We start from the raw sequence: 13,154 nt of genomic DNA, 5'->3' as shown, positions 1-13,154 counted from the left end.
GTTGGGTGGTATTTTTTATGTGGGTAAAGGTTGAAGTGTGAATATGGAGTTTTTGAATGCTTGTTTTACATATCATCAAAAAGCGAAAGCTGGTTTTCGTTCGGTTGTTTGTCTAGTTGTTTCTGCTTCTTTTTCAAATCTTGTATACTTTCACGGGGAGTAGGGAGGTCTTCAGGCATAGTTGTTCCCAACTCTTGCATAGTTTCCCTGATAGTTCGCCCTACATTGAAGTGAGTATCGTTTGCTAAAGTTTCATCGTGAATTTGTCTATTTCTCAAAACTTCATCGGTCTGAGTTGCACGAAATAGATTGGCTGCCAACTCAGCACTTCCCATATAATCTAAAATATTTTCCCCGGGTTCTAATTCTTTCTTATCGTGTATGTCCTTTTTAGTCATTCCACCATAAAGACCACGATATCCAAAATTTTGAAACTTACCATAGTTTGTTACACCAGACATTTTAGCTGCCTCAGCTAGGGACTTATTATGTTCTTTCATCTCTTGGCGGATTGCCAAACGTTTATGATCTTCGTCAAGTTTATTGAAATTATCAGCCAGTTCTTGCTGTCTGGTCTTGATTGCAAAATATGACTGCCCCAAAGCTATGACCTCTTTCCGAGGGTCACCATTTTGAACAATTAAATAGCAGGCATAGCGAGAGAGTTTTATATCTGCAATTTCACGCGCCCCAAAATTAAGCTGTACAGTTTTGTTGACGTCAACAAAATTGGCAACCACGCTCTTTCCAGAGTTTTCACAAGCTATTTTTGCCTTGTCGATAACCTGGTTAAAATTTCGCCATTCGGTGTATTCTAGAATAGTTTGTAGTTCACGAGCATACCAAAACTCTACACCATTTTCATCTATGTGCTTGATATTTTCGAACGTCAATTCGTCATATTGTTGTAGTTCGTTCATAGGTTACCTCTCTATTATTTTTTGCAAATGGACTTGCCGAACTTTAAGAAATCACGCGCAACGGGTGACCGTTTACCCGTGGCAATCCGTAGCATTTTCCAGTCTGCCAAAATATACCTGTTGAGTTTTGTTGAGTTTTTTAAGTACCAAAAATGTTAGGTTTTTACTAGTGACCAAACGTGACTTTTTTTCAACTCCCGTGAATGCTAACAAATACTAACTTTTTTCAAACAGTAGCGCGTGACGAATTTAAAAAGGCAGTTCATATTTGCAATCATCTATTTTTGAGCTAACTAGAATTTGAATATTTTCGTTTAAAAGCTGCTCAACATGCCCTGAAGAGTTTTTTGCAAAAATAAATTCATCTTTAAATTCTTGTGTTATGTACTCTTTTATGTTTTTACCGACCACTTGAAGTAAATCGTTGGTAAAAATATTCTGGAAATTACTAGGTAATTCAGTGAATTTATCGTAAGTTTCTTTGTTTTGTTTTTTTAAGGTAGCTCTTACGGTCACAATCTCTACTTGCTGATAGTTACGCTTAATTTCCTCAATATCAACAAGATTATCGGGCTTGTTAGTATTTACATGAAACTCAAAATCTACTTTGTACTCTAGGGTAGCAACAGGCCTATCTCTATCTAGTATTTTTATAAAAATAAATGTATCTTCGCTATCTTCGTCTCTAAAATATTTTATTTCATAATCTATTGGAGAATAGTCAAAAAAATCATCCGATGTAACCCCTAAAATATTACAGATTTTGTTCACAGTTTCGTAGTCAACTTGTTTTGACTTATTTGAAGTAATTTTAGAAATTGTTGATTGTGCAATTCCTGTATCACTTGCTAAACGTACACCACTCATCGACCTCTCAGCTAATAATATGGCCAATCTATTTATTAACATAATTAAACCTCTCTTTTATTTTATTATAGCGTATACGCTAATAAAAGTAAAATATAAAATAATAAATTAAGTGTTGACAACATGACCAACATAGTGTTATTATTTATTTAAATTAGCTATTACGCTATAATAGTTAGTTAATAAAAAATAATAAGGAGTGACTATGCTAAAAAATAATTTGCTAATTATTTTCGCTAAAAAAAGACTAAAGCTAGTAAAGTTTCCAAAGAAACAGGTATAGCTGAATCTACTATTTCAAACCTAGCAAATAACAAAACTGATGTAAAGCTTTCTACTCTTATCAAGCTTTGTAGTGCTTTAAAAGTTTGTTTGTCTGATTTGATTGAGTTTTCACCGGAAGAATAGAAAGGAGCAGGCAGCCAATGGAACTAGTATACATGGACGGACGAAAAGAGCCGTATACAACAAGCGAGATTGTCGCAGAATGTGCAGATATAAAGCACGATACCGTACAAAGCCTTATTAGAAATCACCAACAAGATTTTGAAGCGTATGGAATTATCGGATTTGAAATCCGTAAATTAAGCGGACGAGGACGACCGCAGAAAATCTATCGTCTGAATGAGCAACAGGCAACACTACTTATCACTTACCTAAAGAATACAGAGCCAGTCCGAGCTTTCAAAACAAACCTAGTCAAAGCATTCTTTGAAATGCGGGACGAGTTAGCCAATTTCAAGCTACAGCGCGCACTAGAGCAACCGAAGCGCAAAGAATTACATGAAGCGATTGAGAGCTGGGAACAAGCGCCAAAGCACGCGCATTCAACGGTTAATAATCTACTGCTGAAAGGTGCTAGCGGAATGAACAAACGCCAGCTAGTGGCTGAACGTGGCGGACATAACGGCATTGACAGCCTAACCAGTACCGAGCTAGTCCAATATCAGGCACTAGAAGACATGGCAATCGCTATGATCAACCTAGGCATGGGCTATCAGGACATTAAGGCAATGGTATTCAGGCCAAAAAGAAAACGCACCACAGGCGCGTGAAAACAACAAAAAAGGCTTAGAGAGCGACCAAACTTACTAGCCTTTTAGAAAACTTAACTAAAATACATTAACAGGCAGGCAAGCCATTATTAAAGGGATTTTAGTAATTTGATTATACCACAGAATAAATGAATATGCTACCGCAAAAAAAAAAGATTGGATAGTAAGAACCGCATAAAGCCCAAAGGGGAGCTAGAAAAAATAAATTGAGGAAACAGAATGACAATATTTACAATTGACAAGACCAAGTACACCGAGCAAGAAATCGAAAACATGAGACAGCGCCATGAAGATAGCAGAAATGCAAAAATCTTTTTTTCGGAACTGTTTGGAGAGTATAAGGCTGATGTGATAACTTCTAATGTCCAAATACAATATCACAACCGCAATAAAAAATGGGCTAATACCTTTGAGGAAGCATGGCGAGACTTGGGATATAGAGCCGTAGCCGATATTATTTTCAGAGCGATTAACTGCCTGCCTTGTGCAGATAAAGACACAGGGGAGAAAGAAGAATTTTTGAAAGCGAGGGTTGGCGCATGATGAATCATATTTTTGAAGCGGATTTTCAAGGGTCAACATTGAAAGGATTTTATATACATGAAATAGGTGTAATTCTTGTGGATGAAAGACTTTCTGACGATGAGAAAAAAGAAGTTATATCAGATTTGAAAGATAGAGGTATTGCATGCTAGATGAACTTAACCTGCCAATGGAACAGAAGCTAATCTTGGTGATTATTCTAGCAATCCTGAACATCTTTTTATGGCGTGATTTGGGGCATTTTCATATTGATGTAGAGCCTAAAAAGAAAGACACTAGAAAGCTACAAAATGCGAACTACGGGGCTTATATTCAAGCCCAAGGGCGATATTACAATTAGGAGGTACGAATGACTGAAAACACGTTTCCAAGCAATTATAGGCGCGTGCTGGAGCTTATCCCAAGAGGGAGCGAGCGACCAATTACAAATAGAGAAATACAGCGAATAACTGGATTAAGTGAACGAGCAATACGGGAGATTGTGCAACGGCTAACCGTTCGCTATAAAATCCCTATCGGCAATGTTAGAGGGAACTCAGCAGGCTACTACTTCCCAACTAATGACGCGGAACGCTTCCAAGGTATGATTGAACTTGATAAGCAGGTCACAGAGGAACATAAACGGCTTGAGGTGATTAAGTACGGCAATCTGAATGAACAGGACAAGTATTTGAAAGGAGGTTAACATGAATGGCGGTATTTTTAGTACAGGCTATGAACAGAAGCTACTAGAACAGAACCTAAAAGCATTCAGCGCCTTTCTGGAATACTACAACAAGCCAAAGTCTAAAATATTGGGATTGATAACAGCCCAAGAGGTGCAGGACGAACTAGGGGTAAAATGGAAAACCTTGCAACGTTGGGAACGTGCAGGCTTGAAACGATACCAACCGCCCCTAGAGGACACGCGCAAGGTATTCTATAAAATCACTGATGTCTTGATATTTTTGGGGGTTGACACAGCATGAAAATCTTTATTATAGACGGCACGTATTGGCAAGGGAAGGCTCACTACTCACCTAGTCTAGATATTGTCTATATCAGCGATAGAGTCCCAAAAAGCGAGCACGCGCAGTTAATTGAGGCAGTAAAACAGAAAGTTAAATGAAAAAGGTAACAGAATGGGAAACAGAAGAATGATAAGCAAAACAGTAACACAGACACAGCGATTTTTAAGACTGCCACTAGAAGCACAAGCCCTCTATTTTCACCTTGTCCAGAATACAGACGATGACGGAGTTGTAGAGGCCTTTCCGATTGTTAGAATGATTGGAGCAAGTGAAGATAATGTTGGGTTGCTAGTTATCAACCATTTCATCACACCCTTGAATGATGAAATGGTTTATTTCGTAATTGATTTTCATGAACAGAACAAAGTAAGAGCTGATAGAAAGGTCAATTCTGTCTATATTGATTTGTTAAGAAATAAGCTCCCAGAGATTGAACTAGTAGAACCGAAACAGCGTACAGATAGGTCTAAAAAACCTCCTGAAAAGACAGGGCAACCATGGGACGGTCACGGGACAGACAAGGGACAGCAGAATATAAGTCAATATAATATAAGTAAATATAATATAAGTCAACAACTAGAAGTAGGCGCTGTTGAAAATCCAATCTTTGAAAAATTAAAAGAAGCATTTGGAGAAATGGCTATATCTGGAACGATTATTCAAGAAGTTGAAGACTTGTTACAAACTCACGGAGAAGCGCTACTACTCCATGCACTGAATGAAACTATCCTGAATGCTGGTAAGTCTATCAGATATACAAGGAGAATACTAGAAAATTGGCAAGGTCAAGGCTTACGAACTGTTGAGCAGATTGAAGCGAATAAACGAAACTATACAGCTAAAGGGAGCATGCAGAGGGATAGAGATTGGTTTCAAAATTTGCAACCCGACGAGGGGGCTGAATTTTAGAGTTTTTAGGGCAGGCGGTATAATTTGCTATCTCTATCCATAAAACGCCGTGAGCGAGACTATAGGGGCTAATTTGGAGCATTACAGAGAAAGGAGACATATATGCCAACATTTAACCACGTTTTGATGAATAAATACCACTACCAAACAGGCGCTACACGTTTTGACACAATCGACAATATCAAACTAGGTATACAGGGCTACATCATTGGGTTATATCCCCAGCCAGATGTAGAAATCACGCTGACCAAACTAGATGCAGGTTGGCGACTGGTGGCAGAGTATGAAGCGGATAGGGATTTGACTGAGAGCCTAGAGAGAATTGCAAATACATACAAGAAAAACAAATAAGGAGTATAAAACATGACAGACAATATTATCAACTTACAGCAACAGGAAGAACAAGGACAGCCCATGACACTAACAGAGTTCAAGAAATGGCTAGATGAAACAATCGAGCTAGCGGAAATGGTACAGGACTATCGAGACAAGTTACCGCAGGCAGACCGTGAACGGTTTGAGGGGCTTTCGTTTGCCGTCTGGAATTGTTTGGAATCAATCCCCTACATGCTTGACAAGGGGGAACTGCTGTATCAACCAAAAGAAACAGAGAGCCAAGAAGCAGATAATGACATTGAAGCACGCTACATCAATGCGCGTGTTAAACAACTCAAAGAAAAAAGCCATGACGCATTAGCCGACCTAATCGCTAACTATGAACTGGAGCTACTGGACTACGCCGAACGCTTGCTAGCTGATGAACCTATCCCGATGGACGACGTGACGGCACATGGTACGTTGTCTTTGTTGGACAAGGGAACATTAGAACTGCTGAAAGAGCTTGACACAAACAAAGAGTATAAGGGTTTACATGATTATACCTAACATAAACGAGAGGAGGCACGCGCTTCTTCTTTTTTGCTATAATTTAATTAAATAGTTTTGGGTGTTTCAGCATATATAGAGAGTAGTGAGAAATGAAAGTAACTAGAATGAATATCGAAGAATTTACCCGACCTTTGAAGAGAAAAGGAATAACTAAAATTAAAACCAAGATCATAGAAATTAATTTGGAAGAACTATATATCAGGTACGGCGCAGACACTTTTGCCGTTGCTCAGATACCTGGTACAAAGGGCGAATACCGCTACTTCTTCTGTTGCCCTCAATGTGGCAGACGGTGCAGAGTGATGTACGAAGCCCATGCCGTCTACGCTTGTGGAACGTGCCACGATATTCACAGAGACACGCTAAACCGCACCAAAACAGATTGCACATACTACTGGGAGCGAGCATTGCGAGAGGCTAGAAAAGTTCAGCCAGACTACACGCCAACCCGTGGCGGTTATATGTTTGGCAAATTTCCAAACCGACCTAAACGCATGAGAATAGCAACTTACTTGAAGCATTGGCGTAGATTTATGGATTATATGGACAAAGGGGACAGGTATTGGATCAAGTAAAACTGATGAGGTTCAGGCTAGGTACAGGGAGGTAAAAAATACTAAAGTTCAGGGAGATTTAGAGGAGATATAGGGAATAAAACTGATAAGGTTCAGATAAGGTATCGCGAGTTGTAAAAAACATAAATTCAAGAATCAAACAACAGAGGGCTACTAAAATATATAAACAGACTTTTGCGGACTTTTTTCAACCAGTGGCGCGTGCTGGAGCAACAACAAACGCAACAGAGGAAAAGAAAAAAAGCAAGCCCCCCGGTCAAGAAAAAAAGCGACTTTTTAAAGTCGAATTAACCGGTGGCCACCTTTCCGACTAAAAAAACCTTTTTTCGCGTGTAAGGGGGGAGGGGTAACAAAAAAGCCAGCAATTGCTGACTCCTTGTGATGTAATAAGCTTACTAATATTATATCACAAGTGAGGAAAAAACGGTGAAACAGGCTAGAATATACGCCAACCGAAAGCTAAAAGAGTTTGGACGGTGGCAGAGAATCGCAAGAGATGGGAGCGTGGTCTATTCTGATGATTATATCTTACAGGCAGACGGAAACAATTTTCAACCCGTGGAGCGGTTGGAGATAAACCAAGAGACAGCACGGCAAGAGCTGAACGCCATAAAATCGGCTATCAACGCTATCAGCGACATCAGACAGCGCCAAGTGCTTATTTTGAACTATCTGGAAGGCAAGCCAGTTGAACAGGTACGCCTAGAAATAAAAAGAACGCTTGAACCTTTTGAGCCGATCAAAAAAAGCCAATATTATACCTTAAAAAATAGTGCTTTACTAGCCTTTGCGAAGCAATACAGAAATGGAGTGCTTGAGACGTTACCAGATTGAAATTTTGCTAGGTTTTAGCCCTTGTTTCAGCTTGTCCGATAAATTGCCATATATAAACCAAAAGCCCATAGAAGCGATTTTAGGGGGCTTTTTTACTGATTAACTTTTTAGATAAAGTTTTTGTTTTTACTTGAATACGTGTAACACGTATGGTATAATAACCTTGTCAGGAGGTAGAGCGCTATGCCGATGACACAAAAAGAGATGGTGAAACTCCTAATCGCTAATGGTTGGACAAAGACCAAGGGCGGTAAAGGCTCCCATGTCAAAATGGAAAAGCAAGGAGAAAGACCCATCACAGTCCCGCATGGTGAGCTGAATAAGTACACCGAACGTGGGATAAGAAAGCAAGCGGGCATTTAGTCCGCCTCTGCTTTTTGAGAGTAACGGAGGTAAACAGATGTTAGTTACTTATCCAGCCTTATTTTATTATGATGATACAGATGGGACTAACGTGCCTTACTTTGTACATTTTCCAGACATTGATGGTTCAGGCACTCAAGGGGCGGATATCGCGGACGCTATGGCAATGGCTAGTGACTGGCTAGGTATCAATTTGGCGCATTATATCGAGAACGGTCAAGACCTACCGCAGCCGGCAGACATCAACAGCCTTTCACTTGCAGAGAATGACCCATTCAAAGATGACGAAGAATTGAGAATGGTCTATGACCCTAATAAATCATTTGTTTCTATGGTTGTTGTGGACGTTGCCGAATACCTAGGCAGTCAAGAACCCATCAAAAAGACATTAACTATCCCACGTTGGGCGGATACTTTGGGGCGTGAGTTGGGTTTAAACTTCTCACAGACACTAACAGATGCTATCGCAGATAAGAAATTGCAAGCCTAGCCACGCGCTGGGCTTTTCAGATACAGTAGGATACACTAGAATACAGTAGAATTTGATATAATAGACCTATCAGCAATCAAAAAAGCGTAGCTGATCACTACGCTAGTCTTGCCTGCTGAACTCGTAAAAATTTGTGGACTTTTTTGTCCAACTTTGGCTTATCAACGTTGATTTGATAGGCTTTTATGTTAAAAAATTTGTTCACCTTTTTGTGGACTTTCTAGGAAAATCTATGGATATTTAAGAACATACGATTTTTCAAAAAGTCAGTAATATCAAGGATTTTGGACATGTAAGGACATCTAAGAAAACCCCAAATTCATTTTCTCAAAATTCATACTCCTATCATATCAAAAAAGATTATTTTTCGCTAGACAGAGGAAAAGAATAGGAAAAATCATGCCCAGCCAGCGTTGTAACCCTTACACGAACGAAGTCATTTTCCGACTGATAGTGTGACTGTCCTTGCGAAAACTGTACCGTTCCCTGAACCTCACTATTTTTCTTCAATTCCTTAGTCGTCATTCCTTTTGATTTCGGCTGCTCTTTCTTTCGCACTTCTCCTTCTTTTTCTTCTAACCTTTCTTGGGATTCCGCAGAAACTTCTCTATCCTGCATCTTTTTTTGCTTTTCTTGGCAAGCAATATCCGCAGTCCATTCCGCCATCAAATAGGCATCTGTTCCTTCTTGACTTGCTAGAGCAAGCCTTGCCTCTGACAATTGAGAATGCAGATAGAATTGTAACAATAAGCTGAAAATTGCTAGCATGAGTACTGCATACACCATGATTCCTGCTCTACACTTTTTCTTTAAAACGATAAACAAAACTTCTCTCCCAACCATTGTCAAAAGTAATATCAATCTGAACTATGTCTCGTTCTTGGTGAATAGCGACAGAGGCAACCTGATATAGCATCGGCTGATAGCCTTGGCCTTTATCATTGGTTTTTCGAAAATCATCTGATTTTGATTTGCCAAAGGATAGTTGCTGCCCTAATTTATCAACATACAGGCGATTGTTTTCCACCTTAACCAAACGAACTCCCTCAAACTCATAGCGCAATTGATCTGCAAAAACCAGCCACTTTTTTTCTAAACCTGTTTCTTGATAAATCAACTCATGATGTATCAGCTTAGTCAATCCCTCAAAAACCAGTAAACTTCCTGACAAAACAAGCAAAGCCACTAGGCATTCTAAGAGAGTAAAGGCAGACACTTTACTCTTTTTCCACATAAAGCACCTCCTCTCCATTATGCAATACTCGTATATGGCGACTATCTCGCTCTACCCTAACAGCCACTCCATTCAAATCAAGTTGGCTCTGTCTTGTTTGAACAGCCATCTTAGCTACTAACAGCACCTCCTGCTTTTTCCATTCTTTTTCCTGCCACCTTCTAGCATGAATGATTTCAGATAGTAGCAAACTTGTAATCATTGAAAAAATAGCTAAAGCTACTAGACTTTCTAACAAGATATAGGCCTTATTTTTCTGTTTTTTTATAATTTCCACTCCCTAAATATAATTGATATCTGATTGTCTTATTCCCTACTGAAAATTCAATTTTCTCTAACGATGAATTTCCTCCATTCCGATCAAATAAGATACGCCGTTCTTTGTCAAGCTCAATCGAGGAGGGCACTAACACAGTCTCATAACCGTTCGAAATCTGATGTGTTGTTAGTTCAAGTGTAACAGCTTGTTGTGAAACTACTGACAACTTCTGACTTGATTTGTAGAGATGTTCAAATTCCAGAAAAAATAGCTGTTCTTTTGTAGCATCAACTATCTGATGAACCGAACTGGATAAGAGAATCGTTAGAAAACTGACAACAAATAACACCACTAGACTTTCCACTAACGTGTAGGCCTTAAGGATTGACCGTACGAGATTTGTTTGGATTTTTTTCATAATAGTCATTATAGGCCTTTACTTGCTCATCTGTAAGAGCCCCTGAATCACGCAGTTTTGCTAAACTTGCTTCTTCCTTGTGTTGTAGTTCATACAACTCTGCTTGGCTCTCTACAACTTTTACAACTGCTGCATTGCCTGTCTGCTTGACTGCTTCTTTTTGCTTGCTCAAATTTGGAACAAATAATAAGAGAAGAACACTAATAATGAGTAGCACCACTAACATTTCAATAAGAGTAAATGCTTTTACTGTTGCTTTTTGTACTTTTTTCATACTAAATCTCCATTTGTTGATAAATAGGTAATAACATAGCGGCATAAATTAAAACAATAATGAGCGCTACAAATAGAAAGACTATAGGCTGAATGAACTGCATGTAGGTCTGAATCTTGGTGAAAAATTCCTCCCAGCATTCATCGGCATAAACGGCTAATTCATGCCCTAACTTGGCTTTTACCTGCCCATACTCGATAATCAGACTCAACTCTCTCCTAAAAAATGAGTAACTTCGAATATGCTCTTCAAACGATGTTCCATTTTCGAGAGCTTTTTCCAGTTGACTTCCTAGACCACGAAACAAGCTAGATGACTGCTGCTGCATCAAATCACTAATCTGAGACATTTCAAGACCTTGACCGATTAGATTTCCCCATTCACGAGCGTAATAAGCTGTCAGATACAACTGCATCAATTTTCCTAAAAATGGTAATCGTACCAAAAGACTAATGGTTTTTACCTTCTCGGATTTTTCATACCAATATTTCAAGAGTAGAGTAATGACAAGACCTGTTCCAAGCAAGGTCAAAAAGAAAATTGGAAGATTATCAATCATTTTTGTCAGACCATTTTCTTCTTCCAGTTGTGGTAATAGATAATTTTTCAAGCCTAACATAATGGCAAGTAAAAATACGAGCAGGATAACTGGATAGGTTGCTACTTCCACTAATTTTTTCCGAATCTTCATCAGATTCGATAAATAATCTTGGATATTTGACAAACTTAACTCTAGCTTTCCATGCACCTCAGCTAAAGCTACTTGCGTCACAACTGTTTCTGAAAATTGCAAATCTGACAGTAAAGCAGAAAAGGTTTTCCCTGCCAGTAAGCCCTGCGACAAAATAGTCGTATAACAATCTGCTAACAATTGACTTCTTTTTAAAAAATCAACAATTTCAACCAAGTGAAAGCCACTTATAAATAGATTGTGGAACAACTCAATCACTTTACGCTGTCGTATCAAGGACAATTTTCTCGGCCTCTGCTTGACGAAGACTGATATATCCTGATTCAAAAAGTGCTTCAATTTGCCGATTCCATTCTTCTGCGGAATGCATCTGATAATCTTTTGTAGCAACATCTACAATACCTCCTCCCCCAATTAAACGTTGATAAAAAATACCTTGCAATGCCTGTCGAAGCTCATCACTACTCACTCCTAGCTCTATCATCCGTTGATAGACCCCTGGTATACTCTTACTATGGACTGTCGAAAAAATAGTCACACCTGTCAGACTAGCTCGAATGACTGCACGGGCTGTTTCAGTATCACGTATTTCTCCGATAATGAGCAAGTCTGGTCTATGCCGTAAAGACAACTTGATTAAATTGTCATAGGTTGCACCGATTGCTTCATTTAACTGCAACTGTAACATGTCCTCTTGCTTGATTTCCACCGGATCTTCAATCGTTACAATTTGCTGGTCATGAAATGTTAACCTAGCAAGATGATACATTAAGGTAGTTTTACCAGAACCAACTGGTCCTGAAAATAGGTAGAGACCTCTGCCTTTGATATTCTTCCGCACACGATTTAAGGCATCAAACCAAAATTGCTGCTTTCGCTCCTTGTCATATAAAAAACGGATAACCATGCTTTCTTTTCCTCGGTAATCACCTACTGTTGATAAGCGCAGCGAAACCCTTCCATTTTCATAATCATAATCACAAGCCCCCTGCTGGGTACGACGCTTTTCTCCGACATTCATTCCAGCCATAAACTTAAAATGACTCATCAAAGCTAAACAAGTTGTTTCCTCCATTTCCCCTATCCATTGCCGCATATCGGCTATTCGCTCGTAGAGTTGGTAGCTATTCCTCCTAGGAAGCAGATAAAGATCGCTAACTTGATTGTTAACAGCTTTCTGAATCATTTCTTGTGCTAATTCTTGAACCATATTTCCTCCTCACCTTCTTTATTCGCAAATTATTTTACTTTCTTACTATTTTTTCATTTTTAGTGAAATAAATTTAAAAAAGCCCTCAATCCTAACGATTGAAAGAGCTTATCTTCTTTTTTTATCCAAGAATAGAACTGCATTTAAAGTATATAGGATACGATAAAACGTAAGAAAGCTAGGTACTTTCGTCCTAGCTTCATTTTACGATTATACTTTATTACTTCTCATCTGACACAAACGCGGTCTTTTTCCTCTATCTTTCCTCTGTAAACCTGTTGGTAAATTTTCCTTTGCTTCTAAGAGAATCAAGGAATGATAATTCTGCAACGACTCATCGCACTCATCACACCAATACTGGTCCTTGGGATCCCAAAAAGCAGTCATTAAACTATCGCGACTTTCCCTCATTGGAAATTGTTCAGACAAGCAAACCCATTGGCGTTGATAATCTTGCAAGGCTTCTGCATAGTTATCGTATTCCTTCGTACTGATAATATTTTCTTCCCAACCATCTAAGAACCACCAGGGTTCAAAATCCCCATACATTCTAATTACTCGATACATCATTCATACCCCTCTATGTCCATTATTATAGCGAATTTTCAAACAGG

Annotated in this window: 24 protein-coding genes; 14 read left to right on the top strand and 10 right to left on the bottom strand. The window is 39.0% G+C overall.

Annotated elements, in window-relative coordinates; genetic code table 11:
- Positions 1 to 65: 65 nt before the first annotated feature.
- Complete coding sequence (gene dinD, locus J5M87_RS00720) at positions 66 to 920, bottom strand: DNA damage-inducible protein D (protein WP_154607846.1); 855 nt, start codon at positions 918 to 920, stop codon at positions 66 to 68.
- A gap of 249 nt (positions 921 to 1,169) precedes the next feature.
- Entirely contained in the window at positions 1,170 to 1,829 is a 660-nt protein-coding gene (locus J5M87_RS00715; protein ID WP_154607847.1) for a helix-turn-helix domain-containing protein, read from the bottom strand.
- Between the two features lie 237 nt (positions 1,830 to 2,066).
- Between J5M87_RS00715 and J5M87_RS09775 the strand changes: the two genes are divergently transcribed.
- From J5M87_RS09775 to J5M87_RS00645, 14 genes are all read left to right on the top strand, one after another.
- Positions 2,067 to 2,195, top strand: coding sequence for a helix-turn-helix domain-containing protein (locus J5M87_RS09775; protein WP_348271964.1), 129 nt, complete (start codon positions 2,067 to 2,069; stop codon positions 2,193 to 2,195).
- 17 nt (positions 2,196 to 2,212) lie between these two features.
- The gene (locus tag J5M87_RS00705) at positions 2,213 to 2,842 is read left to right on the top strand and encodes a Rha family transcriptional regulator (protein WP_154607848.1); all 630 of its coding nucleotides are present in this window, start codon (positions 2,213 to 2,215) and stop codon (positions 2,840 to 2,842) included.
- A 219-nt stretch (positions 2,843 to 3,061) separates the two neighbouring features.
- Positions 3,062 to 3,385 (top strand): hypothetical protein, encoded by a 324-nt coding sequence (locus J5M87_RS00700; protein WP_154607849.1) that lies wholly within the window; start codon positions 3,062 to 3,064, stop codon positions 3,383 to 3,385.
- Positions 3,382 to 3,537: a hypothetical protein gene (locus tag J5M87_RS00695; RefSeq protein ID WP_154607850.1), complete on the top strand. Its 156-nt coding sequence runs from the start codon at positions 3,382 to 3,384 to the stop codon at positions 3,535 to 3,537. Before J5M87_RS00700 ends, J5M87_RS00695 begins: the two co-directional genes overlap by 4 nt.
- Positions 3,531 to 3,725 (top strand): hypothetical protein, encoded by a 195-nt coding sequence (locus tag J5M87_RS00690; RefSeq protein WP_154607851.1) that lies wholly within the window; start codon positions 3,531 to 3,533, stop codon positions 3,723 to 3,725. Before J5M87_RS00695 ends, J5M87_RS00690 begins: the two co-directional genes overlap by 7 nt.
- Positions 3,726 to 3,734: 9 nt before the next feature.
- Positions 3,735 to 4,070 (top strand): DNA-binding protein, encoded by a 336-nt coding sequence (locus J5M87_RS00685; protein ID WP_154607852.1) that lies wholly within the window; start codon positions 3,735 to 3,737, stop codon positions 4,068 to 4,070.
- A 1-nt stretch (position 4,071) separates the two neighbouring features.
- Positions 4,072 to 4,353, top strand: a complete 282-nt coding sequence (locus J5M87_RS00680) for a MerR family transcriptional regulator (protein ID WP_154607853.1) — start codon at positions 4,072 to 4,074, stop codon at positions 4,351 to 4,353.
- Positions 4,354 to 4,506: 153 nt separating this feature from the next.
- Positions 4,507 to 5,304: a DnaD domain-containing protein gene (locus J5M87_RS00675; protein ID WP_154607854.1), complete on the top strand. Its 798-nt coding sequence runs from the start codon at positions 4,507 to 4,509 to the stop codon at positions 5,302 to 5,304.
- Positions 5,305 to 5,406: 102 nt separating this feature from the next.
- Entirely contained in the window at positions 5,407 to 5,655 is a 249-nt protein-coding gene (locus tag J5M87_RS00670) for a hypothetical protein (protein ID WP_154607855.1), read from the top strand.
- Between the two features lie 12 nt (positions 5,656 to 5,667).
- Positions 5,668 to 6,189 carry a hypothetical protein gene (locus J5M87_RS09770; protein ID WP_230082343.1) on the top strand — a complete coding sequence of 174 codons (522 nt, stop codon included), beginning with the start codon at positions 5,668 to 5,670 and terminating at the stop codon, positions 6,187 to 6,189.
- Positions 6,190 to 6,281: 92 nt separating this feature from the next.
- Positions 6,282 to 6,767, top strand: a complete 486-nt coding sequence (locus tag J5M87_RS00660; protein WP_154607856.1) for a hypothetical protein — start codon at positions 6,282 to 6,284, stop codon at positions 6,765 to 6,767.
- A gap of 426 nt (positions 6,768 to 7,193) precedes the next feature.
- Positions 7,194 to 7,601, top strand: coding sequence for an ArpU family transcriptional regulator (locus tag J5M87_RS00655; RefSeq protein ID WP_154607857.1), 408 nt, complete (start codon positions 7,194 to 7,196; stop codon positions 7,599 to 7,601).
- A gap of 183 nt (positions 7,602 to 7,784) precedes the next feature.
- The gene (locus tag J5M87_RS00650; protein WP_068993248.1) at positions 7,785 to 7,964 is read left to right on the top strand and encodes a type II toxin-antitoxin system HicA family toxin; all 180 of its coding nucleotides are present in this window, start codon (positions 7,785 to 7,787) and stop codon (positions 7,962 to 7,964) included.
- 37 nt (positions 7,965 to 8,001) lie between these two features.
- A complete protein-coding gene (locus tag J5M87_RS00645) occupies positions 8,002 to 8,454 on the top strand; it encodes a type II toxin-antitoxin system HicB family antitoxin (protein ID WP_154607858.1) in 453 nt (150 codons plus the stop codon).
- A 360-nt stretch (positions 8,455 to 8,814) separates the two neighbouring features.
- On the opposite strand, the gene comGG is transcribed toward J5M87_RS00645, so the two are convergent.
- The 8 genes from comGG to J5M87_RS00605 all read right to left on the bottom strand — a co-directional run bounded on the left by comGG (position 8,815) and on the right by J5M87_RS00605 (position 13,107).
- Positions 8,815 to 9,240 carry a competence type IV pilus minor pilin ComGG gene (gene comGG, locus J5M87_RS00640; protein ID WP_154607859.1) on the bottom strand — a complete coding sequence of 142 codons (426 nt, stop codon included), beginning with the start codon at positions 9,238 to 9,240 and terminating at the stop codon, positions 8,815 to 8,817.
- A gap of 10 nt (positions 9,241 to 9,250) precedes the next feature.
- Positions 9,251 to 9,688, bottom strand: a complete 438-nt coding sequence (comGF, locus tag J5M87_RS00635) for a competence type IV pilus minor pilin ComGF (RefSeq protein WP_154607860.1) — start codon at positions 9,686 to 9,688, stop codon at positions 9,251 to 9,253.
- Entirely contained in the window at positions 9,672 to 9,965 is a 294-nt protein-coding gene (gene comGE / locus J5M87_RS00630; protein ID WP_160463141.1) for a competence type IV pilus minor pilin ComGE, read from the bottom strand. The genes comGF and comGE overlap by 17 nt, the downstream gene beginning before the upstream one ends.
- The gene (gene comGD / locus J5M87_RS00625; protein WP_244315564.1) at positions 9,937 to 10,299 is read right to left on the bottom strand and encodes a competence type IV pilus minor pilin ComGD; all 363 of its coding nucleotides are present in this window, start codon (positions 10,297 to 10,299) and stop codon (positions 9,937 to 9,939) included. Before comGD ends, comGE begins: the two co-directional genes overlap by 29 nt.
- 25 nt (positions 10,300 to 10,324) lie before the next feature.
- Positions 10,325 to 10,639: a competence type IV pilus major pilin ComGC gene (gene comGC / locus J5M87_RS00620; RefSeq protein WP_154607862.1), complete on the bottom strand. Its 315-nt coding sequence runs from the start codon at positions 10,637 to 10,639 to the stop codon at positions 10,325 to 10,327.
- Between the two features lies 1 nt (position 10,640).
- A complete protein-coding gene (gene comGB / locus J5M87_RS00615) occupies positions 10,641 to 11,678 on the bottom strand; it encodes a competence type IV pilus assembly protein ComGB (RefSeq protein WP_375138171.1) in 1,038 nt (345 codons plus the stop codon).
- Positions 11,590 to 12,540 (bottom strand): competence type IV pilus ATPase ComGA, encoded by a 951-nt coding sequence (comGA, locus tag J5M87_RS00610; protein WP_160463143.1) that lies wholly within the window; start codon positions 12,538 to 12,540, stop codon positions 11,590 to 11,592. The genes comGB and comGA overlap by 89 nt, the downstream gene beginning before the upstream one ends.
- Positions 12,541 to 12,750: 210 nt before the next feature.
- A complete protein-coding gene (locus J5M87_RS00605; RefSeq protein ID WP_154607887.1) occupies positions 12,751 to 13,107 on the bottom strand; it encodes a DUF1033 family protein in 357 nt (118 codons plus the stop codon).
- Positions 13,108 to 13,154: the final 47 nt, after the last annotated feature.

Source organism: Streptococcus sp. zg-86 (assembly GCF_017639855.1).
GTDB classification, from domain to species: domain Bacteria; phylum Bacillota; class Bacilli; order Lactobacillales; family Streptococcaceae; genus Streptococcus; species Streptococcus zhangguiae.
The sequence above is the reverse complement of the archived record's forward strand: the minus strand, read 5'-3'. Positions and strand labels throughout refer to the sequence as shown.

Coding starts and splice junctions, on each gene's coding strand:
- dinD (WP_154607846.1), bottom strand. CDS start 920: ATGAACGAACTACAACAATATGACGAATTGACGTTCGAAAATATCAAG.
- J5M87_RS00715 (WP_154607847.1), bottom strand. CDS start 1,829: ATGTTAATAAATAGATTGGCCATATTATTAGCTGAGAGGTCGATGAGT.
- J5M87_RS00705 (WP_154607848.1), top strand. CDS start 2,213: ATGGAACTAGTATACATGGACGGACGAAAAGAGCCGTATACAACAAGC.
- J5M87_RS00700 (WP_154607849.1), top strand. CDS start 3,062: ATGACAATATTTACAATTGACAAGACCAAGTACACCGAGCAAGAAATC.
- J5M87_RS00695 (WP_154607850.1), top strand. CDS start 3,382: ATGATGAATCATATTTTTGAAGCGGATTTTCAAGGGTCAACATTGAAA.
- J5M87_RS00690 (WP_154607851.1), top strand. CDS start 3,531: ATGCTAGATGAACTTAACCTGCCAATGGAACAGAAGCTAATCTTGGTG.
- J5M87_RS00685 (WP_154607852.1), top strand. CDS start 3,735: ATGACTGAAAACACGTTTCCAAGCAATTATAGGCGCGTGCTGGAGCTT.
- J5M87_RS00680 (WP_154607853.1), top strand. CDS start 4,072: ATGAATGGCGGTATTTTTAGTACAGGCTATGAACAGAAGCTACTAGAA.
- J5M87_RS00675 (WP_154607854.1), top strand. CDS start 4,507: ATGGGAAACAGAAGAATGATAAGCAAAACAGTAACACAGACACAGCGA.
- J5M87_RS00670 (WP_154607855.1), top strand. CDS start 5,407: ATGCCAACATTTAACCACGTTTTGATGAATAAATACCACTACCAAACA.
- J5M87_RS09770 (WP_230082343.1), top strand. CDS start 5,668: ATGACAGACAATATTATCAACTTACAGCAACAGGAAGAACAAGGACAG.
- J5M87_RS00660 (WP_154607856.1), top strand. CDS start 6,282: ATGAAAGTAACTAGAATGAATATCGAAGAATTTACCCGACCTTTGAAG.
- J5M87_RS00650 (WP_068993248.1), top strand. CDS start 7,785: ATGCCGATGACACAAAAAGAGATGGTGAAACTCCTAATCGCTAATGGT.
- J5M87_RS00645 (WP_154607858.1), top strand. CDS start 8,002: ATGTTAGTTACTTATCCAGCCTTATTTTATTATGATGATACAGATGGG.
- comGG (WP_154607859.1), bottom strand. CDS start 9,240: ATGGTGTATGCAGTACTCATGCTAGCAATTTTCAGCTTATTGTTACAA.
- comGF (WP_154607860.1), bottom strand. CDS start 9,688: ATGTGGAAAAAGAGTAAAGTGTCTGCCTTTACTCTCTTAGAATGCCTA.
- comGC (WP_154607862.1), bottom strand. CDS start 10,639: ATGAAAAAAGTACAAAAAGCAACAGTAAAAGCATTTACTCTTATTGAA.
- comGA (WP_160463143.1), bottom strand. CDS start 12,540: ATGGTTCAAGAATTAGCACAAGAAATGATTCAGAAAGCTGTTAACAAT.
- J5M87_RS00605 (WP_154607887.1), bottom strand. CDS start 13,107: ATGTATCGAGTAATTAGAATGTATGGGGATTTTGAACCCTGGTGGTTC.